Origin of the sequence: Aureimonas sp. Leaf454, from assembly GCF_001424685.1 — a bacterium.
In the GTDB taxonomy this organism is placed as follows: Bacteria; Pseudomonadota; Alphaproteobacteria; order Rhizobiales; family Rhizobiaceae; genus Plantimonas.
The window spans coordinates 89170-114677 of the sequence record NZ_LMQT01000012.1; the positions used below are offsets into that span (position 1 = coordinate 89170).

At 66.2% G+C, this 25508-nt stretch carries 26 protein-coding genes; 14 read left to right on the forward strand and 12 right to left on the reverse strand.

All coding sequences use genetic code 11. The features are described 5' to 3' along the window. The first annotated feature begins 444 nt into the window (after positions 1 to 444). Positions 445 to 648: a transcriptional regulator gene (locus ASG43_RS09275; RefSeq protein WP_244488044.1), complete on the forward strand. Its 204-nt coding sequence runs from the start codon at positions 445 to 447 to the stop codon at positions 646 to 648. A gap of 249 nt (positions 649 to 897) precedes the next feature. Here the strand turns inward: ASG43_RS09275 and ASG43_RS09280 are convergent, their stop codons facing one another. After that, on the reverse strand, positions 898 to 1461 hold the full coding sequence (locus ASG43_RS09280; RefSeq protein WP_210168274.1) for a ferric reductase-like transmembrane domain-containing protein: 564 nt from the start codon (positions 1459 to 1461) through the stop codon (positions 898 to 900). Positions 1462 to 1510: 49 nt separating this feature from the next. Next, entirely contained in the window at positions 1511 to 2035 is a 525-nt protein-coding gene (locus tag ASG43_RS09285; RefSeq protein WP_244488045.1) for a twin-arginine translocation pathway signal, read from the reverse strand. A 358-nt stretch (positions 2036 to 2393) separates the two neighbouring features. Between ASG43_RS09285 and ASG43_RS09290 the strand changes: the two genes are divergently transcribed. Beyond that, positions 2394 to 2585: a hypothetical protein gene (locus ASG43_RS09290; RefSeq protein ID WP_056503523.1), complete on the forward strand. Its 192-nt coding sequence runs from the start codon at positions 2394 to 2396 to the stop codon at positions 2583 to 2585. A gap of 104 nt (positions 2586 to 2689) precedes the next feature. Beyond that, positions 2690 to 3001, forward strand: a complete 312-nt coding sequence (locus ASG43_RS09295) for a hypothetical protein (protein WP_056503528.1) — start codon at positions 2690 to 2692, stop codon at positions 2999 to 3001. A gap of 105 nt (positions 3002 to 3106) precedes the next feature. Here ASG43_RS09295 and ASG43_RS09300 read toward each other — a convergent pair whose 3' ends face one another. Beyond that, positions 3107 to 3532 carry a fasciclin domain-containing protein gene (locus ASG43_RS09300; protein ID WP_056503531.1) on the reverse strand — a complete coding sequence of 142 codons (426 nt, stop codon included), beginning with the start codon at positions 3530 to 3532 and terminating at the stop codon, positions 3107 to 3109. 1257 nt (positions 3533 to 4789) lie between these two features. Here ASG43_RS09300 and ASG43_RS22675 point away from each other — a divergent pair. Then, positions 4790 to 4939 carry a lmo0937 family membrane protein gene (locus ASG43_RS22675; protein WP_156386613.1) on the forward strand — a complete coding sequence of 50 codons (150 nt, stop codon included), beginning with the start codon at positions 4790 to 4792 and terminating at the stop codon, positions 4937 to 4939. A 426-nt stretch (positions 4940 to 5365) separates the two neighbouring features. After that, on the forward strand, positions 5366 to 6031 hold the full coding sequence (locus ASG43_RS09315) for a cell wall hydrolase (protein ID WP_056503539.1): 666 nt from the start codon (positions 5366 to 5368) through the stop codon (positions 6029 to 6031). A gap of 121 nt (positions 6032 to 6152) precedes the next feature. On the opposite strand, the gene ASG43_RS09320 is transcribed toward ASG43_RS09315, so the two are convergent. After that, on the reverse strand, positions 6153 to 6584 hold the full coding sequence (locus ASG43_RS09320; RefSeq protein ID WP_056503542.1) for a hypothetical protein: 432 nt from the start codon (positions 6582 to 6584) through the stop codon (positions 6153 to 6155). Positions 6585 to 6918: 334 nt separating this feature from the next. Between ASG43_RS09320 and ASG43_RS09325 the strand changes: the two genes are divergently transcribed. After that, positions 6919 to 8793, forward strand: a complete 1875-nt coding sequence (locus tag ASG43_RS09325; protein WP_244488046.1) for a methyl-accepting chemotaxis protein — start codon at positions 6919 to 6921, stop codon at positions 8791 to 8793. 122 nt (positions 8794 to 8915) lie between these two features. Here the strand turns inward: ASG43_RS09325 and ASG43_RS09330 are convergent, their stop codons facing one another. From ASG43_RS09330 to ASG43_RS09345, 5 genes are all read right to left on the reverse strand, one after another. Then, the gene (locus ASG43_RS09330) at positions 8916 to 9398 is read right to left on the reverse strand and encodes a MucR family transcriptional regulator (RefSeq protein WP_056504416.1); all 483 of its coding nucleotides are present in this window, start codon (positions 9396 to 9398) and stop codon (positions 8916 to 8918) included. A gap of 331 nt (positions 9399 to 9729) precedes the next feature. Then, positions 9730 to 10629 carry an MBL fold metallo-hydrolase gene (locus ASG43_RS09335; RefSeq protein ID WP_056503547.1) on the reverse strand — a complete coding sequence of 300 codons (900 nt, stop codon included), beginning with the start codon at positions 10627 to 10629 and terminating at the stop codon, positions 9730 to 9732. Between the two features lie 36 nt (positions 10630 to 10665). After that, a complete protein-coding gene (locus ASG43_RS22680) occupies positions 10666 to 10827 on the reverse strand; it encodes a hypothetical protein (protein ID WP_156386614.1) in 162 nt (53 codons plus the stop codon). 157 nt (positions 10828 to 10984) lie between these two features. Further along, positions 10985 to 11881 carry an NAD(P)H-hydrate dehydratase gene (locus tag ASG43_RS09340; RefSeq protein ID WP_056503550.1) on the reverse strand — a complete coding sequence of 299 codons (897 nt, stop codon included), beginning with the start codon at positions 11879 to 11881 and terminating at the stop codon, positions 10985 to 10987. Continuing rightward, the gene (locus ASG43_RS09345; RefSeq protein WP_056504420.1) at positions 11881 to 12639 is read right to left on the reverse strand and encodes a histidine phosphatase family protein; all 759 of its coding nucleotides are present in this window, start codon (positions 12637 to 12639) and stop codon (positions 11881 to 11883) included. Before ASG43_RS09345 ends, ASG43_RS09340 begins: the two co-directional genes overlap by 1 nt. Before the next feature lie 141 nt (positions 12640 to 12780). On the opposite strand from ASG43_RS09345, the gene ASG43_RS09350 reads away from it, so the two are divergent. After that, a complete protein-coding gene (locus ASG43_RS09350) occupies positions 12781 to 13029 on the forward strand; it encodes a hypothetical protein (RefSeq protein ID WP_056503552.1) in 249 nt (82 codons plus the stop codon). A 187-nt stretch (positions 13030 to 13216) separates the two neighbouring features. Here ASG43_RS09350 and ASG43_RS09355 read toward each other — a convergent pair whose 3' ends face one another. Next, a complete protein-coding gene (locus tag ASG43_RS09355) occupies positions 13217 to 13663 on the reverse strand; it encodes a DUF2383 domain-containing protein (RefSeq protein WP_056503556.1) in 447 nt (148 codons plus the stop codon). 231 nt (positions 13664 to 13894) lie between these two features. Between ASG43_RS09355 and ASG43_RS09360 the strand changes: the two genes are divergently transcribed. The 3 genes from ASG43_RS09360 to ASG43_RS09370 all read left to right on the forward strand — a co-directional run bounded on the left by ASG43_RS09360 (position 13895) and on the right by ASG43_RS09370 (position 15922). Next, entirely contained in the window at positions 13895 to 14506 is a 612-nt protein-coding gene (locus ASG43_RS09360; protein WP_056503559.1) for an isochorismatase family cysteine hydrolase, read from the forward strand. 121 nt (positions 14507 to 14627) lie between these two features. Continuing rightward, entirely contained in the window at positions 14628 to 15074 is a 447-nt protein-coding gene (locus ASG43_RS09365; RefSeq protein WP_056503561.1) for a DUF4174 domain-containing protein, read from the forward strand. 41 nt (positions 15075 to 15115) lie between these two features. After that, on the forward strand, positions 15116 to 15922 hold the full coding sequence (locus ASG43_RS09370; RefSeq protein WP_056503566.1) for an SHOCT domain-containing protein: 807 nt from the start codon (positions 15116 to 15118) through the stop codon (positions 15920 to 15922). 62 nt (positions 15923 to 15984) lie between these two features. Here the strand turns inward: ASG43_RS09370 and ASG43_RS09375 are convergent, their stop codons facing one another. Beyond that, positions 15985 to 17754 (reverse strand): SLC13 family permease, encoded by a 1770-nt coding sequence (locus tag ASG43_RS09375; protein WP_056503568.1) that lies wholly within the window; start codon positions 17752 to 17754, stop codon positions 15985 to 15987. A gap of 159 nt (positions 17755 to 17913) precedes the next feature. On the opposite strand from ASG43_RS09375, the gene ASG43_RS09380 reads away from it, so the two are divergent. Genes ASG43_RS09380 through ASG43_RS09390 form a run of 3 tightly spaced genes read left to right on the forward strand, consistent with a single transcriptional unit; the run spans position 17914 to position 22276 of the window. Then, positions 17914 to 21276: a response regulator gene (locus ASG43_RS09380; protein ID WP_056503572.1), complete on the forward strand. Its 3363-nt coding sequence runs from the start codon at positions 17914 to 17916 to the stop codon at positions 21274 to 21276. Beyond that, positions 21273 to 21668: a response regulator gene (locus ASG43_RS09385; protein ID WP_056503576.1), complete on the forward strand. Its 396-nt coding sequence runs from the start codon at positions 21273 to 21275 to the stop codon at positions 21666 to 21668. Before ASG43_RS09380 ends, ASG43_RS09385 begins: the two co-directional genes overlap by 4 nt. Then, a complete protein-coding gene (locus ASG43_RS09390; RefSeq protein ID WP_056503577.1) occupies positions 21668 to 22276 on the forward strand; it encodes a DUF533 domain-containing protein in 609 nt (202 codons plus the stop codon). The genes ASG43_RS09385 and ASG43_RS09390 overlap by 1 nt, the downstream gene beginning before the upstream one ends. A gap of 3 nt (positions 22277 to 22279) precedes the next feature. Here the strand turns inward: ASG43_RS09390 and ASG43_RS09395 are convergent, their stop codons facing one another. Beyond that, positions 22280 to 22690, reverse strand: coding sequence for a CBS domain-containing protein (locus ASG43_RS09395; protein ID WP_056503581.1), 411 nt, complete (start codon positions 22688 to 22690; stop codon positions 22280 to 22282). A 275-nt stretch (positions 22691 to 22965) separates the two neighbouring features. On the opposite strand from ASG43_RS09395, the gene glgX reads away from it, so the two are divergent. Further along, complete coding sequence (glgX, locus tag ASG43_RS09400; RefSeq protein ID WP_056504423.1) at positions 22966 to 25230, forward strand: glycogen debranching protein GlgX; 2265 nt, start codon at positions 22966 to 22968, stop codon at positions 25228 to 25230. The last annotated feature ends 278 nt before the right edge of the window (positions 25231 to 25508 follow it).

Genomic DNA, 25508 nt, shown 5'->3' on the forward strand with positions numbered 1-25508 from the left:
CCGACGGCCGACGTTTCAATGAACGCCGCTCGGACGTTCGCGACGACGGTCCGGGCCGCCGCGGCCCGTCGACGTCCATCGGGCGCGAACGGATCCCGGAACAAAGCGCTCGGGCCGGCTCCGACCTGCGTCCTGCCCGGGCGCCCGGCTTGCGACCGTCCGGCCCGCGGCCGTACACGCCACCCGTCAGAGCGCAATAGCGGGCGGCCTCGAGCGTCGTCATTGCGCCCGGATGCGCGTCTGCGCGACGGCTCCACCATCCGGGACGCGTGTGGCCCGGCGCGAAGGTGTTCCAGCTGGCACGGAATGGCGCGGCAGACGCCGCACGAAGGCCCGCGCGAGGAGCGGTCTGTCGTTGCGGCGAAGCAGCGAGGCGCGTAGCCTCCGGGGATGATGACCCCTTCCGAATGTCTCGCCGCGCGTCACCTTCTTCAATGGTCGCAGTTGCAGCTTGCCCATGCATCGGGCGCCGACGTCTCGGCCATCCGGAATTTCGAAGACGGAAGGCTGGCGCCCAAAGAGGGAAACGTCGAGGCCCTCAGGCGCGCCTTCGAAGAAGCCGGGGTGCAGTTCGTGTCCGAGATCGGCGGCGGCAGCGGTGTTCGGTTGCGTTTGCCTTTCGCGGATGCTCCGGAGAAGCGCGAATAAGACGCCGTGCGTCCAGGGGGACGCGCACAGGACGCTCTCATTCCCCGAACCTGCGCGCCGTCCTTCCGACAGTCGGTTTCCGACGTTCGGGACGATGCCGTAGAGCCGAAACGATCCGTGCCGGAAGGAGCGCCGCGAGACCGGGCGCCGGGAATGGAGGAGGCGGAGTTCGTCGCCCATGCCGGAAGATGATCGACATCGCGGGACGGTCGACGCCGAGCGAACCGGGAGCGGCGCGGACGCCGGGAATTAGCGGATCCGCGAGGCCGACGCTTCCAGCGTCTTCCTGGCCGTCCAGGCCTTGCGCGCTGTGATGAGAAGGGCGACCGAGGTCGCCGCACCGAGGGAAACGCAGAGCAGCAGCTTTGATGTCTCCTCCATCACGCCTTCGATCAGGAGCGCATGGACGATGCTCCCGGCGACGATGACCCCGGCGAGGACCGTGTGCACGCTTTGCCAGATCCAGAGTGGCAAGCTGCGCCTGACGATCGCGAGACCGGCCGTCAGAACGACCCCGGCGAGGCCCATGACGCCGTAGACGGCGAAGGGTGTCGGAGACACCAGCAGCAGAGCATCCATGATGTCCTCGGGGCTGGTGACGTAGAGCCCGACGACGTGCAACAGCACGAGCACGACGATGGCCGAGCCGATCCATCGATGCCACCGTCGTTCCTGCGTCAGGCGCCGAGGCGACAGAAACCCCGTGATCAGGATCGGCTGGAGAAAGAGCAAGGACAGCGCGACGACGCCGGCCATGCCTCCGACGACCCAGACGACGTCGCGGCTGCCCTGCAGGGGACTGGCCGCCGCCATGATCAAGGGTCCGGCCGCCACCGCGACGACGAGAAGCCAGCGAAGGGGCCTAGCTGCCGGGCTGAGCATTCTCGGCCGGTGCCAGGTTGAAGTCGACGCGGATGCTCGTGTCGTCACGGCTGTTCAACAAGGGACGAAGAAAGAGCGTGCCGTATTCGGGGTCTTCATAGGCCATGTGAATGTGCGCCTGCCCGAAATTGGGGACAACGGGCGACGTCTCCAGGCTGAACGTTCCATCCGCCTTCGTCATGACGCTCCCCCGGTTGCTGGCCTCGCCCTCGCCCCCGCGTTCGGTCGACGCCCAGATCTGCACCCGGACATTTCCGAGCCCTTCGCAGGTGCCAGCCTTGCGAACGATGCCGGACACCACGAATCCCGTGCCGAGATTGTCGACCAGAGGAGCATTCGGCACATAATTGTTGCGCCCGCCCCGCATCGTCTCCGTCGCCGCGCAACCAGCTTCGACGGTCGTTTGGGCCGATGCCGGCAGAACGAAACAGGTCGCGGCCAGAGCGACGGCGAGCCTCGCGATCCTTTGTGCCGGCGTGCGGTGCGACGGTGCAGACGTCATCATGGGCATATCCTCCTCTGGCGTTCCCGTCGGCAGCGGCGCTTCACAGCCGCGTTCTTCAGCCGTCACATCCGCGCATCCTGGCAGGGAAGATGGTTCGATCGTGAGGCTCGCGCCAGCACCTCGCGAACACGTGACCCCGTGAGGAGAGCGGCTCCCGGCAAACGGACAGTCTGCGGTCGATGGCGGTCGGTCGCCGAGGGAACCATGCCGGCAGAGGTGGCAGCTTCCGGCCGGACACCGGAATCCATTCCTCGTCTCGCGCAACATCGACCCCCTAATGTGAACAAAATAGGAACATCGTCTTCCCGATGGTCCGGCTCCATGCCATCCTTTGCGAATTCAATCAGGAGACTCGACGATGGGCCAACCGATCAAACCGACACCACCGACGGATTTGCAATCGATCGAAGACGAGGTCGATGAAGCCATCGCCATCTGCGGCGGCGATGCGAGACGTGCCGTTCGAGGGCTCATCCTGGGACAGGAGCAGATCCGGACCGACATCGGAAGAACGGTTTCGGCGGGCTATGTGCGGCGGCGCCCCCGTTGAGCCGGCGCCCCTCGCGTCACGCCGGGCTCTTCCCCGCCGATCGCGACGATCTTCTGCGCCGGGCCCATGCGCTGTGGAGGGCGACATGTGCGACGATGTCGTACATGAAGACGCCCAGCGAGGACTACAAGGCAGCGCAGGCGCTCGCCTTCGGCCTCGTGGACTTCGCCAAGCGCATCAGCGGCGGAGAGGCCGACTTCGCCGCGGGTCTCGCTTCGACGCGCGCCGCGGGTCCGCAGACCTGGTTTCGAACGGGCGATCTCGCGGAAGCCGCTGTGGACGAGGCTGCCGTGGACGAAGCCGCCGTGGACGAAGCGATTGCCGTCTGCGGCGGCGATCCACGTGCCGCGATTCGCAGCCTCATCGTGATGACGGCGTTTCTCGAAAACGAAGCTCATGGCCGCCAGGACCGATGACGTGTCCGGCGGCCGGAATTTGCCCGGCATCGACGCGACACCGGGAGCGGGAAGGAGGCGGACGGTCCGCCTCCCCTCCTCGGTCCATCAACGAACCGACGTCGATCAACCTTTCGGAAGGATCACGCTGTCGATGACGTGAATCACGCCGTTGGAGCATTCGATATCGGCGGAGGTGACTTTGGCGCCGCTCACCACGACGCCGTTCGTGCCGTCGACATGGAGGGGCTCGCCGGCAACGGATGTCGGCTCTGCCGTCTTGCCCGCGACATCGGCGGCCATGACACGGCCCGCCACGACGTGATGCGTCAGGATCCGCGTCAGCTTGGCCTTGTTTTCGGGCTTGACGAGATCCTCGACGGTGCCGGCCGGAAGCTTCGCGAAGGCCTCATCGGAGGGCGCGAAAACCGTGAAAGGCCCCGAGCCCTTCAAAGTATCGACAAGGCCTGCGGCCTTGACGGCGGCGACCAGCGTGTTGAAGGAACCTGCGGCGACCGCCGTATCAACGATATCGTGCAACATCTTGCTCATTTTTCATCCTTCGAACGAGAAGCGTCTGACCAAATCCCCGATCTGGTTAGCTAGCAAATGGAGTGTCTGCTGCAGACAACCATGCGACATCGATGCCGTGCGACATAATGAGCGAAGGATACTTGCCATTGGAGATTGGCGCCCAACTGCCGGTGCAGAGGGACAGGCCGGCGGGCCGGCGGGCGGCAAACCGGCCTCGGATCCCCGAGCGGGTCGAATGGCATTGCATCGAAGCAGTTGCGCGCGAGCGTCTCCGTTTCGACCGTTCGGCATCTTTCGTTAAGGATGAAAGCGCACGGTTCAGGCGAGGCCGCTTTCGGCTTCGCCGACGACAGGTTCCAACATGCTTCCCAACGCCGACACGACCGCCGTCCGAACGACCGACGAGATCTTCTGCCAGACGGACGACGATGCGCTGGAACGTCCGTCGGCGTTGCGCAAGCATGAGGCCGACGTCGCTGAACTCCTGCGACATCTCGCAACCGGTTGTTTCAGCGGTGACGAGGACACGTACCGACTTGGAATGTCGAACGCGGCATGATGGACGGAGAAGAGGTCTATCGCGCCCGTCTGGCCGCCTGCCTGGCCGCGGCCGAGGCGTCTTCGCTGCCGCAGGTCCGCGCCCGTCACAGGGACGCGGCTCGCTCGTGGCAAGCTCTTCTCGACGCGGTCCTTCTTCTGAAATCCGGCGTGCCGGTTATCTCGGCGCCAGAGACTGACGTTGAGCCCGTTGCAACTCGGCCTGCTGATTGACCGGCGTGGAACCGTAGACGCTGCTTTCGAAATAGCCGCGGGGGCCAGCTTCGAGGCAGCCCGCGCAGACGAGACCGACAAGTCCGATCATACCAACACGCATCGCGACATACATTCGCTCGTCCTCCTCTGTCGTCGGGGTGACATGGCGTCGTCCCGAGCAAAGTCGATCATCCACCGGCGACGCACTTTGAAAAAGGATTCGCGTCAACGGAGCCCCCCTCGGCGACCGTCTCATGACGCCGTCGCGACGCCACCGGCCGGTCAAGGAGGTTTTGCCGCCTCACACGAGCAGGCGTGGCAGAGATCACGACGATCACGACGCGGGGTCTCGGGTCTCCAGCCCGTCCGCTGGTCCGCCAAATTCCGCAGCTCGGGAGGGGTATCGCACGACGAGCGATGCCGTCAGCCAGGGGGTTGTTGGGCGAGCCCGGAACAGGGCTTCACCGAACGCATTCCAATGGCGAGGCCGTTCATTCGAATGGCCCTTTCGGGAGACGACGGATGCTTTGGACGCTCGCAGTGATTTTGGTGGTGTTGTGGGTCCTCGGCGGATTCGTCTTCCATGTGGCCGGCGGCTTGATTCACCTTCTCCTGGTGGTGGCGGTGGTCGTCGCCGTGATTCAGATCATCCGGGGTCGCCGCGTTTTGTGACGGCTCGCGGAGCCGGGCACCGTCATTCTGCCGGACAGGCCCGCCTCTGGCCGGCCTTCTGCCGTTGACGACCCCTCGAGATCGCCGGGATCTGCCCCGCCGCCGCGTCCGAGCCTTCGTCGCGTCGGGAACGTCGAACCGGTCGGGCGATGGGAACGCGCCGTCCGCTGCGGACGGCTCTCGGCGGAACAGGACGGTGGAGTCAACGCTTTCGGTCGCTCGGGTTCGCCTGCCCCCCTTGCGTCTGTCGCCCCCATGTCGTGCCGTCCGCACGGCGGCTGGCACCTCTATCCCCCCCCTTGCGCGAGGCTGACATTTCACGCCCTCGTCATGGAACCATCACGGTTTCGTCACAACGTCAGCCCGCCGACGCCCTCTTCGCACTGCAGTAAGCCCGTCTTTCCAATGGGGTAAGGACGAGACGGTTTGCTGACGACACTGACGAAGACGATCGACGCCACGGTCGCACGATACGCGGCCATTCCGGTCATCGCCCTCCTTCTCCTCGTCCTGATCGCGCCCGCACAGGCTCAACAGACGTCACCGGCCGCTCACAACCCACGCGTTTCCGTCGTTCTGCGACCCGGCGACGGCCTGGTCCGGATGGCCAGCCTCGATCGTTCGGAAACATCCGACGTCGAGACGCGGTCGCCGCGCACCGCCGACCGCGAGGTTTCGACGGAGACCAAGAGCGCCCTGAACTGCCTCGCGAGGGCGATCTACTTCGAGGCGCGGGGCGAGTCGGCCGACGGGCAGACCGCGGTCGGACGGGTGATCCTGAACCGCGTCAACAGCCCCGCTTATCCCGACACTGTCTGCGACGTGGTCTATCAGAACGCCAGGCTTCGCAATCGCTGCCAGTTCTCGTTCGCCTGCGACGGAAGCGCCGACATCATCACCGAACAGCGGATCTGGCGCGACATCCGCGACCTGGCCGACCGCCTTCTCCACGAGAAGGGTCCGCTGCAGGCTCCGGTGCTGCTGGCCTCGACGCATTACCACGCCCTCTCCGTGTCGCCCCGCTGGGCGCGCAAGCTGACGGTCACCGGCCGGATCGGGCAGCACATCTTCTACCGCGAGAAATCGAGCTGAGGCTTGCCGTCCTCGGCTGCTCGACGAGCCCAGCGCTCGCGATCGCGCATCCCACCAGGCTCGGCATCGACGTCCCGCGACCGCATGGAGCGCGACGTCGGGACCGGCAGCGCCGTTCCCTTCAGCGAGCGCACCATCGGTTTTCGGACTTGGGCAGGGCCTGCACGACGCCGTCGCTCATCAGCTGTGCCGCGGCGTCCCGCCCGTCGAACAGCTTCATCGTCACGAGCGACCATCCCTCGGCATCGTTTCGGCCCGTTCGAACGAGGGTGAAGCCGCGCGCCATCAGGGCCCTCAGATGATCGCGCGATCGGATGCCCATCACCTGTTCGGCGCGACAAGCGGCCTTGCGACCGCTGATCTGCGGAGCTTCCACGTCCTTCAAGCGCCATCGCGCCCCCTGGTACCAGCCCCGGTCGCCCGTCGAGACGCAGGTCGGGTCACGCCCGGGACGATCCTCCCCGACGCAGGCCGGCAGGGCCGCCGCCGACGCCGCGGAGCCGACGAGGACAAACCCCGTCAGAACGATCCAGAAGGTGTATCGATTGCGCATCGGGATTGCTCCGCCGTCCGGACATCGAGATCAGCCCCTCTAGATTAACGGTCGAGGCTCCACGTGCCAATGACGTTGCTCGATCCGGCGATCGGAGTTCCATCCATCGCGGGATCAAGCATCGTTTGAGAGCGTGAACCGAAAGCGGGGAGAGGATCCGACTGCGGCCAGCAATGACGGGGCGATCTGGATCGTGCAACCCGGGAAGACTGATGGTTGCAGTTTAGTATAAAATTAAAACGACATGGCGAAACTTGCAGGGTCTGGCCACCTCCGCATCCGAGGCAGAAACATGCGACGAAATGCTTCACTGAGTACAAAGACGTCTGTGCTCGTGCTGACCTGCCTTGCGGTTTTGACGGTCCTCTTCAGCCTGTCGAGCCGCGTGCTCATGTATGCGGACGGGCGTGCGGCCGCCAACGAGCGGCAGGAAAGCAACATGCGCGTCGCCTGGGACGTCATGAGAAGCTACGGCGCCGGTTTTCGCCTCGACGGCGATCGGCTGATGGTCGGCGACACCGTTCTGAACGGTGATTTCGAACCGGTCGATCGCATCAAGAGGCTCGTCGGCGGAACGGCCACGGTCTTCATGATGGACAAGCGCATCACGACGAACGTGCTCAAGCCCGATGGATCGCGCGCGATCGGCACGCCGCTGGCGCCGGGCGCCGCCCACGACGCCATCTTCAAGGACGGCAAACCTTTCCGGGGCGAGGCCGACATCCTCGGCGTTCCGTTCTTCACCGCCTACGATCCGATCAAGGATGCGGCGGGCCAGACGATCGGCATCCTCTATGTCGGCGTGCAGCAGGCCGAATTCCTGTCGACCGTCGAGCAGAACCTCTGGAAGCTGGTCGTGGTGTCGCTTGTGTCGGCCGGAGCGATCGGACTGGCGGTGCTCTGGCTCTCCCGGCGGATGTTCGGACCGCTGACCGCGCTGGCGCGGACGATCGGCGAGGTGGCCGAAGGGCGCACGGACGGCGCGATCATCGGCCTCGGTCGCACCGACGAGATCGGCCGTCTCGCCGGTTCGGTGGAAAAGCTGAAGGCCGGCGTTCTCGAACGCAGCCGTCTCGAAGCGGAGGCCATCGAGTCCAGCCGGGCCCGCGAAGCCAGCCACATCCGCCAGTCCGCCGTCGACAGCGCGAAGGCGGAGGACCTGCGGATCTTCGTTCACGCCGTCGAGACGGGTTTCGATGGTCTGGCTGCGGGCGATCTCACGACGCGCATGGCGCAGAGCGTCGCGCCGGAATTCGAGCCGATCCGCGCCAAGTTCAACGACAGCGTCTCGCAACTGGAGGAGGCGATCGGCACCGTCGTCACCGGCGTTTCCGCCCTGAAGACGGGTCTCGGCGAGATCGCGGTCGCTTCGGCGGACCTCTCGCAGCGCACCGAACAGCAGGCGGCGAGCCTCGAGGAAACCGTCGCGGCCCTTTCCGACGTCACGCGGGGGGTCGATGGGACCGCCCGGAGCGCACGTCTTGCGAGAACATCGGCCTTGACGGCGCAGAAGAACGCCGAGCGCGGCGGAGAGATCGTCGCGCAGGCGGTCGACGCCATGTCGGAAATCGAAAGCTCTTCGCAGAAGATCGGTCAGATCATCGGCGTCATCGACGAGATCGCCTTCCAGACCAATCTCCTCGCGCTCAATGCCGGCGTCGAGGCGGCGCGCGCGGGCGAGGCCGGCAGAGGCTTCGCCGTCGTCGCCCAGGAGGTGCGCGGCCTCGCCCAGCGCTCCGCCGATGCCGCCAAGGAGATCAAGATCCTGATCTCGACCTCCTCGGCACAGGTCGTAACGGGCGTCGAACTGGTCACCGCGTCCGGGCAGGCCTTGCGGGACATCGTGCAGGAGGTCGCCGCGATGAGCGACATCGTCGACGGCATCGCCCAGAGTGCCGGCGAGCAGTCGTTGAGCCTGAAGGAAGTTTCGACCGCCGCCGATCACATGGACAAGGTCACGCAGCAGAATGCGGCCATGGTCGAGGAAACCACCGCCGCCGCGCAGACCCTTACCGTCGAGACCGAGGATCTGGCAGCCATGGTCTCGCGGTTCCGAACCAGCCGCGCCCATGCCGGCGCGCCCGCGACGCAGCGTTCCGCACCCATGGCGGGCCGAGCGAAAGCGCCCTCCGTCCAGCTGCGGACATCGGGCCGGGGCGGCGCCGCGCCGGCGCCGGTCGCGGCGGGGGACGAATGGGCGGAGTTCTGACGACCCCGTCCCGTTCCCTTTGAAAGTCCTTGAATCGAAAAGGCCCGCCGAACAGCATCGGCGGGCCTTGAAGCATTCTATGAGTTCAGAACCGGATCGTCCGACGACCCTCGCGGCCCCTGTTACTCCGCCGCTTCCTTCATCTTCCGCGAAGTGCGGGCCTTCGGCGCGACCTCGACGGCGACGTTGGCGTCCGCCGGCTTGCGCCCCAGTCCCATGGACTTGGCGAGGGCGGATCGTGCGGCGGCGTAGTTGGGCGCGACCATCGGATAATCGGCCGGCAGCTTCCACTTCGCGCGGTATTCGTCGGGCGTCAGATTGTAATGCGTCATCAAGTGACGCTTCAACGATTTGAACTTCTTGCCGTCCTCGAGACAGATCAGATAATCGTCGGACACCGACTTCTTGATCGACACCGCGGGGACCAGCGGCTCCGGCTCCGCCGGAGCCTGCGCAGCGGCCGAGGTGCTGGTCAAAGCGGCGAACACCGATGCGATCAAGTCCGGAAGATCGGCCGGAGCAACGCGATTGTTGCTCACGTAGGCAGCCACGATGTGAGCTGTCTCGTCGATCGGAACGACAGCGGGTTTCTCTTCGGATGTCATGGAATATTCCTGGCGCCAGAGGGCGAGCAAATCACTTGCTTCGGATCGAAAATAAACTCTCGTCGTGGGAAGTGCAACAAGTGTTCGTGCGAACGCAAGTGTTTTCCTGATCCCGTCGTGATCACGAAACGATGTACGTGGCGCACCGCAACAGACGGGTTTACTGGCGCGGCATTGATCCGAATGCGGGTGATTGCTCGACGCAAGGGTGCGGAATTGCACGATATCTCCGCCCGGCAGCCGGTGCCCGACACTGCATTCGGCTTTTGCCGCCCGTGCCGATCGGATCGTCATTGCGGCATCCGTTTCGCCGGGGGATCGGCACCGTTCGCTAAGTCCTGCGATAGGCCGAGCCGTCCTCCGCCCGTGCGGGATGTTCGAGATAGAGGCCGCGCGGTGGAACCGCGATCGAATCGAAATCGCTGGACAGGCGATCGAGCGCGTCCAGCATGGCAGGCCCTTCCATCGCCTGGCCGTGGCCGGTCACGACGAGACGCGGGCGCAGGGCCGCCAGCGATCGCACGGATCGCCGGGCTGCATCCCAATCGGTCGTGTAATAGGCTGGCGGGCCGTGCATTTCCGGACTCTGAACGGCCACGGCATAGGCCGATTCCTGTTGGGTGGTGACGAAGGCATCCCCGGCGACGAGGGTCTCGTCGAAGTCACGCCACAGCGAGACATGTCCGACGCTGTGGCCGGGCGTGTGGAGCCAGCGCCAACCGGCAAGGCCGGGCACCGTGCCGTCCTCAGGAAGGCTCGCCAGCCGCGCACCGACATTCACCGGACCGCGGGGATAGAACCGGGCGAGCGCCGCCATCAGGCCGCCGCCGACGCTGGGATCACCGGGCGGATAAGATGCGCTGCCATCGAGATAGGGACGCTCCAGGGGATGGGCATAGACCGGGCAGTCCCATGTCGCCGAGAGGTCCTCGAGCGTTCCGATATGGTCGAAATGGCCGTGGGTCATGATGATGGCGGCCGGCCGAGCCCCCTCCCCGAAGCGATCTCGCGCCGCGCTCTCGATCAATCCTTTCGTTCCGGGCAGGCCGGCGTCGACGAGAAACCAGCCGCGATCGCCGGCTCCGCGCAGACCGAGGAAGACAACGTTAACGATCCCGAGTCGCCGGTAGGCGACATCCTCGGCGATTTCGATCGTGTGGTCCGCGCGGGCCGCGTCGAGCGCGGGATGGCCGGCGATGGCCTCGTCGGGCAGAGAAATCTGCTGAACCAAGAAACGTCTCCCTTTTCCGAACGATGCGGCTCATCGTCAGACGATTGGCGCGACGCCGACGATCAGCCCTCCGACCAGAAGGAAGATGCCGAGCAGGATGAACAGCTTGAAGCGTCCCCAAACAATCGAGCCGCCCAGCGTCGCACGCCAGGTTTCCAGCCCCCCGGGTTCGGTATCGATCTGGCGTTCCGCCTCCATGCCGCTGCTCCTGCCGATCGTCTGAAGATCATGACGTATACTCGTTCGTCCGGCCGCCTGTTCCCGCCGCTTCGACAGCTACGCAGATTGCCGGATCGACCGCCGATGGATCCGGCGCCGGCGCTTCGGACGCGATGCCCGCGCCGCTGCCGCGCTCTCAGGCTGCGGAGAGAGACGCCATGACGGCGGGAATCTCGGCGAGGAGTTCGCTGGCCAGATACCCGATCGGGCCGATGCGGCCCGCCAGCCGGTTGCCGGCCTCGCCATGCAGGAAGGCGGCCCAGCGCATGGCCTGGAGGGGTTCGGCGCCTCGTGCGAGAAGCCCGCAGACGATCCCGGCCAGGACGTCGCCGGAGCCGGACGTGGCGAGACCGACATTGCCCTGCGAGCAGCTCCAGACGGCCCGAGGCTCGCCGTCCCCGGACGCCTGCAGGATGAAGGTGCAGGCGCCCTTCATGGCGACCACACCGGACACGAGACGGCTCGCCCGCTCGGCGGCGGCGACGGGATCGGCCTCGATGACGTCGCGATGGATGCCGAGGAGGCTCGCCATCTCGCCGGCATGCGGCGTGATCAGGATGCGGCCCGCATGCCGGCGAAGGCGCTCGCCATCATCGCCAAGCGCGGTGATCCCGGCCGCATCGAGCACGAAGCGCGGCGAGGTCGTCGCGTCGAGGAGGTCGTGCACCACTTGCCGGGTCGCGAGATCGTCGAGCATGCCCGGCCCGATCAGGACGGCGCCGGACTCCTCGGCGAACCGCTCCAGAGCGGATGCCGCATGAGCGGCGATCTCGCCCTCCCGCGTCTCGTCGAGGCCGGTCACGCGGGCTTCCGGGAGCGCGAGCGCAAGATGCGGCGCGATCGATCGCGCCGTGGCGATGTGAAGCTTGCCGGCACCGGCGCGAAGCGCGGCCGTCCCGGCCAGCCACGCGGCGCCGGGAACCGAACGACCGCCCGCCACGATCAGCACGCGCCCGCGCTGGTCCTTGCCGGCACCCTCGACGGGATCGGGAAGCGGGTCTGCCCGCAGGAGGTCGGGCGTCACCGCGCGCATCAACGGGCCGCCACGTTGGCATCGGGCGCAGCGGTGACGGGGGCACCCTCCTCGCGCAGCGGCGCCACGAAATTGTAGCGTTCGAGCCGGGGGCGCGCCGCTTCGTCGGCCCGCGTGGGAAAGCTGTATTCCGTGATCGAGCAATTGGCGACGTCGGCGGCCCGGTCGACGGCGAGAATACCCTCCTCGTCCATGTCCTCCAGAATGTAGCGCAGGCAGAGCACGACGACCTGATGACACACGATGAGGACGCGGCGGTCGCGATGATGCAACGCGATGGAATCCAGCATCGAGCGCAGGCGCAGGACGACGTCGGCCCAGCTCTCGCCTGCGGGCGGCCGATGGTAGAACTTCCCGAGACGCTGCCGAAACTCCGCCTGTTCCGGATATTTCTGGAGAATGCCCGCCGTCGTCAGGCGATCGAGGATGCCGAACTCCTTCTCCCGAAGACGTTCGTCGACCACGACCCGCGCGGTTCCAAACCCGCCGCGCTCGCCGATCCGGTCTGCGGTCTGCCGCGCCCGGCGATAGGGAGACGTCAAGATGACGTCCGGCTGACCGGACGGCGGCTGGCCGCCGAACCAGCGACCGAGCGCGTCCGCCTGTTCGTGTCCGAGCGGGCTGAGGGCGACGTCGATGTCGCGCTCCGCGATGTCGATGATGCCGTGACCAGCCGCCATCGCGGCATCGCGCGCCACATTCCCGATGCTTTCACCGTGCCGCACGATCCAGAGCCGCGCGGGCCATTGCTGCGTCATGAAAAGGTTCCGTTCTCGCATGGACTGCCGAGACAACCGCCGAGGCCGCATAAAGTTCGTCTGACTTACGACCTGCGACACAGCGGCGGGGATCGAAGGCGCCGGCCCGTCGTTTCGATCCGAACAAACCGGAGACACGACATGGCCGACCTCAGCGACAAAGCCCGATCCATCCTTGCCTTCGCCGCCTATCACAGCCTCACCAGCGGCGAGGAGGTCCGCGAGGTCGTGCTCGACGACGGGGCGGGGCACAAAGCGGATCATGAGGGTGTCGAGGCCCTCGAACGCGCCGGCCTCATCGAGGCGGACGGCGCCCGCGGACGCTTCACGCCGGCCGGCCAGGAGGTGCTGACGAAGCTGCTGTCGGCGATCCGCGGCGTTTCCGCCTGATCGAATTGTGAAAGCCACCGCGTCGTGCGGGCCGCCGATGGCGGACTTCGGCGGCGCGGCGGATACGAAGAAGGGGATGAGCATCGGCTCATCCCCTTCCGTTGAGAGGGTCGGCCGTTGAGAGGGTCGGCCGTTGACAGGGCCGGCCGTTGACAGGGTCGGCCATTTATAGAGCCGACGACATCGGTCAGCTCGCGGCCGCCGCGTCCATCCAGTCCTTGTGGCGGGTTTCGTCCGCATAGGCCTTGCGGAAGAACGCTTGGGCCTCCGGGGTCGCGGATGCATTCTTCGAGGCGTGGTCATACGCCATCTTCGTCTCGATCTCGTTGGTCGACATCGCTTTCAAGATCGTCCGATCGCCGACGATGGCGGCGAGCGCGACCTTGCCGGTGGTCAGGTACTGCTTGATGTCCCCCTCCCCGGGCGCTGCCACGCCGAGCGTGCCGGCCATGCGCGTGAGTTCGGCGACATGGGCTTCGTGATCGCGCTTGAACTCGGCGATCTTTGCCTTGGAGGCGGCATCGTCGAGCTTGTCGATCGTCGTCTGGTATGCCGCAATGGCGTCGTGCTCGAGGATCAGCAAGTTCTGGACGAGCGTCTCGAACGTCGACTCGGTTCCAACCGTCGTGACCATGGTAACTCCCTTCGGATGATGGATCAGGGAAATGGCAAGGCTTTGCCATCGTTCCAGATTCCGGTGGCTGTGACCGGGTTCCGGCTTTTGCGCGGCGAGCGGGGGGACGATGCCGGCACGAGCGTCGGAGCGACGCTGGACGAGAACGAGCCTGGTAGGAGGCGTTCCATTTTTCGGGGAACCGATTGCGCTTGATCCGCGTCCTTCCCGCCGGGAAACGGGGAGGATCGGATGTCAGTCCCAACGGAACTGCGCCATGGACCGCTCGGTCCGAATTGCCTTCATCTCTGCGTCGACATGCAGCGGCTCTTCGCCGAGGAGACGGACTGGTTCACGCCGTGGATGAAGCGGGTCCTGCCGAACGTGCAACGCCTCGTTGCGGCCCATCCCGAACGGACCCTCTTCACTCGCTTCATTCCGCTGGACGCTCCGGGCCAGGGAGACGGGACCTGGCGGCGCTACTACGAGCACTGGCCCTCGATGACGCTGTCGCGGCTCGGCGCGGACAGGGTCGACATCCTGCCGGAACTCGCCGCCTTCTCCCCGCCCGCCGAGATCCTGGACAAGACCGTCTATTCGCCCTGGATGGACGATGCTCTCGATCGCAGGCTCCGCCAGCGCGGGATCGACACGCTGATCGTCAGCGGCGGCGAAACCGACGTCTGCGTTCTGGGAACGGTGCTCGGCGGCGTCGACCGCGGCTATCGGCTCGTCGTCGTCACCGATGCCTTGTGTTCGTCGAGCGACGAGACGCATGACGCATCGATGGGGGTCTATCGCCGGCGGTACGGGCAGCAGGTGGAAACGGCGACGACGGACGAGGTTCTCGCCGCCTGGACGTGATCGACCGCCGGCGCGAAGATGGCGCGGCGGACGAGGAGAGTCCGGACCCGTGCGATCGCATCCTTGATGGAGCCTTCCGGACGGCGGGGACGTTTTGCCGCTGTGTCGAGAGGGATGTTCCATGCTGAAACTGACTGCAGCCGCCGTTCTCGGCGCTTGGATGGCCAGCACGGCCGCAGCCTCCGCCCTTGATGACCTGCGATGGTCGAAGCGCGTCCTCCTCGTCTTCGCCGCGCCGGACGATCCGCGACTGGCCGAGCAGACGGCGTTCCTGTCGGCGGTCCCGACGGGTGAGATCGCAGCCCGTGATGTCGTCGTGCTGCTCGTTCCGCCGGAGGGGGAGACGACGACGCTGTTCGGTGAACCAAGGGGATCCCGTGGCGTCGCCGCGATCCGCAAAGCCTACGACGCATCGGCGAAGAAGCCTTTCGAGGCTCTGCTCATCGGCAAGGACGGCGGCGTCAAATGGCGTGAAAGCCGCCCGGCCGCAGCAAGCGAAATCTTCGGACTGATCGATTCCATGCCGATGCGCCGCCAGGAATTGAACGGGAACGACGGCCGGCCATAGAAGTTCAGGGAGCACGATCGAAACGCTTGCAAGGACGAGACATGACACGATCCCTCACGGAGGAAGCGCGGCGCACCATCGCCGACATCGCCGGACGCCACGGCTTCGAGCCCGGGGCCGGCGAGGCCATGGCCGAGGCGCTGATGCGCTCGGGCGGCGGCATGGTGCAGTTCAACCACCGGGATCTCGGCGGCATGGGCCAGTGGTCGAAGGGCGGCATGATGATGATCGGCGAGATGAACAACGATCGGCTGAAAGCCCGCGTCGGCGATCTCGCACGCGATCTGTCGGAGGCCGTGCAGCGCGGTGCGCTGGCCGAGGAGAGCGGCGGCGGCGCGACGGCGCCCGCCGGCGACACTTCATCCCCATCCTCATCTCCGTCCGGCGCCGCCGGCGGAGGGAGCGGGTCCTGGTGGCCTTCGGATCTGGGACGCCCGTCCTCGACCGGCTCCCAGAACAATGCCCGCTATGCCGTCTTTCCCGAGGCGAAGCGGCTGGCGGTTGAGGATGGCGGCAAGGTCACCGTCTACGACACGGGCGAGGACCGGATCGAAGGCGCGTCTCAGCAGCAGGGCGGCGATACGGTTCTGCGGTTCTCGACGCGAAACGGCTCCATTCGGGTGGAGGACCTGAAGGTCGCCGGCGACGGAGACGGCGAGGACGACGTCCGGGCGAAGCGGTCGGCCGAGCCCGCTTCGCCCGCCGGGACCATCGACGCGCTCGGCCGCAGCCATCCCGCCGGCGATCCGATCGAGACGATCCGGCGGCTCGCCGCTCTTCGGGACGAAGGGGTGATCGGCGAGGCGGAGTTCGCCGCCAAGAAGGCCGAGCTTCTGTCGCGTCTCTGACGCAGAAAGACGGCTTCCTCGAGCGCACCGGCCGCCCGCATCCGCGGGCGGCCGTTGTCGCATCAGGCCGCCAGGGGCCAGAAGAAGGCGATCAAGGGCGTTCCCACCGCGACCACGATGATCGAGAGCGGCAATCCGAGGCGCCAGTAGTCTCCGAACCGATACCCGCCGGGCGCCATGACGATCGTGTTGCACTGGTGGCCGATCGGCGTGAGGAAGTCGCAGGCCGCGCCCAGCGCGACGCCCATCAGGAACGGATCGGTGTTCAGTCCCAGACGCTGGGCGACCGAGGCGGCGATCGGCGCCATCACGAGAACGGTCGCGGCATTGTTGAGGAAGGGCGTGACGGCCATCGCGATGACGATGACGACCGCGAGCGATGCGATCGCGGGAAGGCCCTGCAGGACGGGCGACAGGTAGATCGCGATGAGGTCGGTGCCGCCCGTGGTCTGGATCGCCTCGCTCACTGGAATGAGTGCCGCCAGGAGCACGATCACCGAAGCTTCGACCGTGTGATAGGCGTCGTTCATGCTCATGACGCGCAGAAGCAGGAGCACCACGGCAGCGGCGAAGAAGGCGAGCGTCGCGGTGGCGAGGCCGAGCGCGGTCGCCAGCATCGCGATCGCGAGGACGGCGATGGGGATCCAGCTGCGGCGGCTGCGGCCAAGGCCGATCTCGCGCTCGGCGAGCGGCAGGATCTTCAAGGCGCCGAGGGCATCGGGCACCGTCTCGGCGGTCCCCTTGAGAACCACGACATCGCCGGCGCGCAGCTTCAGCGAGGCGAGGCGCTGGCTGATCGGACGACCGCCGCGGCTGACCGCGAGAAGCGACACGGACTGCGTCTCCTCCAGCCGAAGGCGCGCCGGGGTCTGGTCGATCACGGGAGAGTTCGGTGCGACGACGCCCTCGACGACGCTTTCGCTCTCGACGTCGACCGCCGCCCCCGCATCGCCCGACAGCCGGAGATCCGCCCGCGAGACGGCGCGCTCCAGATCCTCCGGCTCTCCTCCGATGAGCAGCAGATCGCCCGCCAGGACCGTCAGGTCCGGTGCCGGAACGAGGCGTCGGAAGCGCTCGCGGATCACCCAGCGAATCGTGATCTCGTCGTCCGTCATGCGCTGGATCTCGGCGACGGTCTGCCCGACCGAGGCCGACCCCTCCGGCACGAGGACCTCCGCCGTGTAGGCCTCCAGCGAGAAGGCGGCGCCGAGCGTGCCCGCCGGCTTTCGCTGCGGCAGAAGGCCGGAGGCAAGCGACAGGAACACGAAGCCGCAGAAAACGATGCCGAGTCCGACCGGGGCGTAGTCGAACATGCGGAAGGGCTCGCCCGACACGTCGACGCGGATCTTCGAGACGATGATGTTCGGGGACGTCCCGACCAGCGTGACGAGCCCGCCCATCAGCGAGGCGAAGGACATCGGCATCAGGAAGCGCGAGATCGAGGTGCCCGAGCGCTTGGCGACCTGGCTCGCCACGGGCATGAAGATGGCGAGCGCGCCGATGTTCTTGGTGACCATCGACATCAGCATCGTTGCGCCCACGAGGATCGGCACCTGCGTGCGCGCCGTCTTCATGTAGGGCATGACGGGCCGCATGATGGTTTCCACGAAGCCGGACCGTGCCACCGCGGTCGAAATGATCAGCGCGGAGGCGACGATCACGACGACGTCGTCGGAGAAGCCCGAGAACGCCTTGTCGATCGGCACGAGGCCGAGCAGGACGCCCGCCAAGAGCGAGGCGATGGCGATGAGATCGTAGGGGAGACGTCCCCAGACGAAGGCGGCGACCGTCGTGATGACGAGGCCGAAGGCGAGCGCTTGGTCGATCGTCATGGGTGCGGCAAACTCGAATGACTGGAGAGCGAAAGCTTCGGTGCGAAGCCGGTGCGAGAAAATGCCCGGAATTTAAGGGGGCCTGTCCTTCCCACGGAACGAAACGACGCCACCTTGAGAGCGCGGCGACAGGCCGGTCTGCTCACAAAGGACTTCGATATGCAGTATGGTGCCCGGTCCGATTCCGGCAATCCCCGGAAGGCCCAACGCGAGGGCATCGGCCGCGGAACGATCTTAGCCGGGCTCCTGCTTCTCGTCGCGATCGCCGCTTTCGGCTGGAGCGTGATCGAAAGCCGCGGACGGACCGCCGAAATCGCGCGCCAGTCCGCCCTCGTCATCGACGTCCAGCGGCTCGTCGCTTCCGTGACCGCCGTCCAAAGCAGCCAGCGCGGCTACGTGCTCAGCGGGACGGAGCCGTTCCTGGAGCCCTACCGCGCGGGACTGATCGACTACGAGCGCGATCTCGATGCGATGACGAAGGACTATACCGAGATCGGTGCGGATCCCGCGCGCCTGTCCACCCTTCGCAATCTGGCGGCCGGCGAGGTGGAATTTTCGGAGCGCGTCGTCGCCTTGCGCAGGTCGGAAGGCTTCGAGCCGTCCGCCTCGCTGGTGCGCGAGGGCGAGGGCAAGCGCCTGATGGATGAGCTGCGCAGCGAAGCGAACGTGATCATCAACGAGGCAAATAACGTCATCCGCGCCAATCAGGCGGAAGCGGGCCGCGCCTCGATGATGCAGGCCGCCACCTTCGCGGCCACCGTCGTCGCCGCCCTCATCCTCGCCTTCCTTGCCTTTCGCCGGCAGCGCGAGAACCGCGCGAACATCAAACTCATGACCGGACTTCTGGAGAACGCGCCGGTCGGCATCGGATTCCTCGACCGGGACGGACATCTCCTGCGCACCAACGCGCCGTTCGACGCCATCGCCACCGATGGCAGCGGCTCCGCGGCCTGGGCGAAGGACGGATCGGCCGGGGCGGCGATCGAACCCGTGTTGAGGCGCGTCCTCGACGAGGGTGCCACCGTATCGGACATCGACGTGACCCTGCCCGCGCTCGCCGACGGCACGCCCGAGCGCTCGATGATGGTCGCGGCCTTTCCGGTCGAATGGACGGGCGCCAAGGCGGGTCCCGCCGTTGGACTGGTGGTCATCGATACGACCGAGCGGATCTTCGCCGAGCGGCAGCTCGAAGCCAGCGAAGAGCGTTTCCGCAGTCTTATCGAAGCCTCGGCCTCCATCGTCTGGACGACCCCGCCGTCCGGACGATTCGTCGCGCCCCAGGAGGGCTGGATGCGGTTCACCGGCCAGAGCGAAGCCGAGCATCTGGGCAATGGCTGGATCGAGAAGGTTCATCCCGACGACCGGGACAAGACCTTCCGCATCTGGTCCGCCGCGCTGCAGAACCGGTCGCCCTACAAGCTGGAGCACCGCGTGCGGCGCGCGGACGGGGAGTGGCGGAACATGACGGTCGGCGCCGTCCCGATCCTCGACGAGACGGGCGAGGTGATGGAGTGGGTCGGCACGCACACCGACGTCACCGAACTGCGCCGCATGGAGGCCAAGCTCGGCGAAACCGGTCGGCAGTTCGCGACGCTCGCCGACAACATTCCCCAGCTCGCCTGGATGGCCGATCCGAGCGGGGACATCTTCTGGTACAACAAGCGCTGGTTCGACTACACCGGCACCACCGTCGAGGACATGCAGAACTGGGGTTGGCAGAAGGTTCACCATCCCGACCATGCCGCGCGAGTCGTGGAAAAGTACAAGCGGCAGATCGCCGAGGGCGACGTCTGGGAGGATACGTTCCCCTTGCGCGGCATCGACGGCACCTATCGCTGGTTCCTCTCGCAGGCGGTGCCCATCCGCGACGGCGACGGCAAGATCCTGCGCTGGTTCGGCACGAACACCGACGTCACGCGCCAGCGCGCGGTCGAGCAGGAGCTCGAGGCCGCCAAGGAGGCGGCAGAAGGCGCCAATCGCGCCAAGAGCCAGTTCATCGCCAATATGAGCCATGAGTTGCGCACGCCGCTCTCGGCCGTCATCGGCTATGCCGAGATGCTGGAGGAGGAGGTCGAGGATCTCGGAGAGGCGCACCTTCTCTCGGACCTTCGCAAGATCGAGGGCAATGCCCGCCACCTCCTCAGCCTCATCAACAACGTGCTCGATCTCTCGAAGATCGAGGCCGAGCGGATGGACATCTATTCCGAGACCTTCGACGTGAAGACCATTCTCGACGAGGTGACGTCAACGGTCGGCTCGCTGATGTCCAAGAAGAACAACCGCGTCGAGCTGAAGCTCGGCGAGGGTCTCGGCTCGGCGCACACCGACCAGGTCAAGCTGCGCCAGTGCCTGATCAACCTCTTGTCGAACGCCTCCAAGTTCACCGAGGACGGCGTCGTGACGCTGCGGGCGGACCGGAGTTCGGACGGCGCACGCGACTGGCTCAGTTTCGAGGTCGAGGACACCGGCATCGGCATGTCGCACGAGCAGATCGAGCGTTTGTTCGAACGCTTCTCGCAGGCCGATTCCTCCACGACGCGAAAGTTCGGCGGAACCGGTCTCGGCCTCGCCATCACGCGGGCCTTCTGCCGCCTGCTCGGCGGCGACATCGGCGTGCGCTCGGAGGAAGGCAAGGGCTCGATCTTCACCATCCGCATCCCCGCGGATGCGGTCGAGCAGGTCGAGGAGGAGGAAATCCGGCATCTCCCCGGAGGCACCGAGAGCAGCGGCTCGTCCGGGCTCGTCCTCGCCATCGACGACGATCCGAACGCCCGCGAACTCCTCACGCGCTTTCTCAGCCGCGAAGGCTTTTCCGTGCGCACGGCGTCCGACGGCGTCTCCGGGCTGGAAATGGCGCGCGCCATCCGGCCGAACGTCATCCTCCTCGATGTCACCATGCCGCGCAAGGACGGCTGGGCGGTGCTGACCGAGATCCGCGCCGATCCGGTGCTCGCCAACGTTCCGGTGATCATGGTCACGATCATCGACGAGCACAGCCTCGGCTATTCGCTGGGTGCCTCCGACTATCTCCTGAAGCCGGTGGAGTGGGACCGCTTGAAAGACGTGATGTCGCGCTACAAGGCGGATGGCGAAGGCCTCATCCTCGCCATCGACGACGACACCGACACGCTCGCGCGGTTCTCCACGATGATGGCACGCGAGGAGATCAAGGTTCCCGTCGTCACCGCGCCGAACGGACAGGTCGGTCTGGAACGCGTCGCGGAACGAATTCCGACATTGATCCTCCTCGATCTGGTCATGCCGGTGATGGATGGCTTCGCCTTCCTCGACGCGCTGCGCGCCAAGCCCGAATGGCGCAACATTCCGGTCGTCGTCCTCACCTCGAAGGATCTGACGGCCGACGAATGGCGCCGATTGCAATCGGATGCTGATCAGGTTCTTGCCAAGAGCGACGTTTCGCTCAAGGACCTAGTTGGCGAGATCCGCGTTATCGCCAAACGCGGCGTCGTCGGCGATCCGCCGCTCGATCTGCCGAAGTCTGAACTGGAGCCACAGGCATGACACGCATTCTCCTCGTCGAGGATCATGAGGAAATTTGGGACTTCCTCTCGCGTCGACTGAAGCGCCGGGGCTACGACGTCGTGCTCGCCCATGACGGGCAGGACGGCGTCGACAAGGCGCGGGCAGCCAATCCCGACATCATTCTTCTCGACATGAACCTGCCGGTCATGGACGGCTGGACGGCCGCCCGCACGATCCGCGCCGACAGTTCGCTGCCGCGCATGCCGATCATCGCGCTGACCGCGCACGCCATGTCCGGCGACCGCGAGAAGACGCTGGCGGCGGGCTGCGACGACTACCACGCCAAGCCCGTCGACTTCTCGCGCCTGCTCGGCCAGATCGACGCGCTTCTGCCGGCGTCGGCTTCGACCTCGTCCGAGACCGTCGCCTGATGCTCGAGTGGTTTCGCGGGCGCGGCAATGCCGAGACGGGGCCTCGCGACGGCGAGACCCCCGTTCTCGAGCGCCTTGCGCTGGAAGAGGCGTCCGCGCAAGCGGAAGACGCTGCAGTTCCGCGCGACCGCGAGCCCGTCGTCGATGCCAAGGACCTGCAACGCCGCATGGTTCTTGGCCGACTATCGGAAAAGGTCCTGAGCGTTCATCTCGCGAACCGCTTCCAGACGTCCTATCCGCTCGTCCTCAATTTCGAGACACTCTCGAGCGAGGCCTCTCGGGTGCTCGTCGAGGCGGCGGCAGCCGCTCTGCAGGCGGATCCGCGGACGGCCGCTCGTCCGGAATCGCTTCGCTCGCGCATGGTCGAGGCGAAGGCGGAACCCGCGCTGCTGACGGCCCTCGACGACGCGCTGACGCATCCCCGCGCCCTGCCCCCGATCCTCGCCGAGGCGATCGAGCGCGACGTGGCGCCCCATGTCTATGCCGTCTCGCTGATCGCCCTCGGCCGTTCGACCGCCACCGGCCGCCACTACCTCGCCTATGTCGCCGCGCGACTGGGGCTCGGCGAGGAAGTGGTCGCCAGTCTCAACCGCCGCTATCAGCGCTGACGGTCATGCCGCGGGAGCGGCCTCGACCTCGCGAAGCGCGTTCGGCACCGCCTCGGTGTCGAGAAGAAGCTTTCGGGAAATGTCCGACAGCGTGATCCAGCCGACAAGCGGTCCGTCGCCGCGACGCACCGCGAGACGGCGCACGTGGTTGACGGCCATCAAGTCCATCGCGCGATCGAGATCGTCCTCGGGACCACAAGCGACGAGGGGCGAGGACAGAATGTCGCGAGCGGTGGTCCGCACCGGATCGAGCCCCTTGGCGACGACCCGGTAGAGGATGTCGCGATCGGTGACGACGCCGAGCGGCTCCTCCATGGTGCCGATCGGGACGGCGCCGACGTCGAGATCGCCCATGAGTTCCGCCAGCGCCTGCGCGCTGTCTTCGGGCGCCGCGAAATCAACGAAGCGGGTCATCAGTTCGGATACTCTCAACGACATCGTCCTTTGGTCGGGGCGGAGATCAGGCGGCAGAGCTTCCGAGGAGACAGGCGCTCCCGCGGTGGAAGCGAAAGGTGCGCCTGCGGGTCAAGGCTCCACCCGGCGTCTCGGTTCCCGGCGACCCAGCACCCGACGGTCCTGTTGCAACGACGCAACTGCGAAATCGTTCAGTCGACCTGTGGGAACGAGTCCGGCAGTCGAACACTTTCCCGGTGGCTCGTTCCTCCTGCAAGGCGAATTTTCCGGTGACGATCCACATATCCCCCAACACGGCCTCCTCATCGCTGGCCAAGCCCGGCGTTCGGCGCACGCGGATCCAGGAAGGCCGGCCCTATCCGCGCGGTGCGACCTGGGACGGTCTCGGCGTCAACTTCGCGCTGTTCTCGGCCAACGCCACCAAGGTCGAGCTCTGCATCTTCGACATGGACGGCACGACCGAACTCGAGCGGATCGAGCTGCCGGAATATTCGAACGAAATCTTTCACGGCTACCTGCCCGATGCGCGTCCGGGCCTGACCTACGGCTATCGCGTCCACGGCCCGTACGAACCGGAGGCCGGACACCGGTTCAATCCGAACAAGCTCCTGATGGATCCCTATGCTCGCCAGCATGTCGGCGAAGTGAAGTGGGATCACGCGCTGTTCGGCTACACGATCGGTCATGCGGACGCCGATTTGTCCTTCGACGAGCGGGACTCCGCCGCCTTCGTCCCGAAGTGCCGGGTGGTCGATCCCGCCTTCACCTGGGGCGACGAACGCCGTCCGAACATCCCGTGGGAGCGGACGATCTTCTACGAGACCCATGTGAAGGGCTTTACGGAGCTCCATCCGGGCATCGCGCCCGAGGATCGCGGCACCTTCGCCGGCATGATGAACTCGGAGATCGTCGCCTATATCAAGAGCCTCGGCGTCACCTCGGTCGAGCTTCTTCCGATCCATTCGTTCGTCGACGACAGCTATCTCGTCGAGAAGGGTCTTCGGAACTACTGGGGCTACAACACGATCGGCTTCTTCGCGCCGGACCAGCGCTACTGCTCGTCGCCGTTCGTGAACGAGTTCAAGGAGATGGTGTCTCAGTTCCACCATGCCGGAATCGAGGTCATTCTCGATGTCGTCTACAACCACACCGCCGAGGGCAACGAACTCGGACCGACGCTCTCGTTCAAGGGCATCGACAACGCGACATACTACCGCCTGATGCCGGACAACAACCGCTACTACATCAACGACACGGGCACGGGTAACACGGTCAACACCAGCCATCCCCGCGTCATGCAGATGGTGACGGATTCGCTGCGCTACTGGGCCGGCGAGATGCGGGTCGACGGGTTCCGCTTCGATCTCGCGACGATCCTGGCGCGCGAACCGACGGGCTTCAATGAGGAGTCCACCTTCCTCCACGCCTGCATGCAGGATCCGCTGCTGGCCAGTGTCAAGATGATCGCCGAACCCTGGGACTGCGGTCCGGGCGGCTATCAGGTCGGCCGCTTCCCGCCGGGCTGGGCCGAGTGGAACGACGGCTACCGCGACACGATCAAGTCGTTCTGGCGCGGCGACGAGGGCAAGGTTCCCGCCGTCGCCTCGAAGTTCAGCGCCTCGGCCGACATTTTCGACAAGCGGGGCCGCAAGCCCTGGGCGTCCGTGAACTTCATCACGGCGCATGACGGTTTCACCATGCACGACCTCGTCTGCTACAACGACAAGCACAACGAGGCCAATGGCGAAGGCAATCGCGACGGTCACTCGCACAATCTCTCGAACAATTATGGCGTCGAGGGGCCGACCGAGGACGCGGAGATCAACGAGACCCGGTTCCGCCAGCTGCGGAACTTCTTCGCCACCCTCCTCTTCTCGCGCGGCACGCCGATGATCCTCGCGGGCGACGAATTCGCCCGCACGCAGAACGGCAACAACAACGCCTATGCGCAGGACAACGAGATCGGTTGGGTCAACTGGGACGTCTCGCCGGAAGGCCGAGATCTCGCCGAGTTCGTGCAGAAGCTGATCATGCTCCGCCAGTCCCTGCCGATGCTGCGCCGCGGCAAGTTCCTGCACGCCAATTACGACGAGGAGCTCGGCGTCAAGGACGTGTCCTGGCTGACGCCGTCCGGCACCGAGTTCGACGACGAGCACTGGAACGACGCGGGCGCACGCTGCTTCGGCGTTCTCCTCGATGGCCGGGCGCAGTCGACGGGCATCCGCCGGCCGGGGACCGATGCGACCATGCTCGTGATCATGAACGCTCACCACGACGTCGTGAACTTCACCCTGCCGGAAGCACCGGGCGGCGTTCGCTGGCGTTGCGTGATCGACACGAACCTGCCGACGCGCGAGGAGCTGACGCCCTTCGAGTTCGGCACCGACTACATGGCGACGGGACGGTCCTTCCTCGTCTTCATGCTGGAGCCGGTATCGGGCGACGACGGGCACGAGGAGGCCCAGCGCTCCTTCGCCCACGTCTCGGAAGCCTTCGCGAACGCAGCCCTCGACCGCGTTCATCTCCCGCTCAAGGACTAAGTCCAACTCGTCGAGCGATCGAAGCCCGCCGCGGAGACGCGGCGGGCTTTTTCATGCCCGGTCTTGCGTTGAATCTTCTCTTCTGGCCTGCACGTATCCAGCCGCGTCGCGCGCCAGTCGGGCGCGGCTCGACAGGAGCAGACCGAACGGGTCCTATCGCTGAGTCAAGAACAGGGCGGCGCTGCTCGGCGCCGTGACCGAGACCGGCTTCGCCGATCGCCGACGCGATCTCGAAACGGCAAATGCGCACGACGAGCCGCGAGGCCCTGATCCCTCAG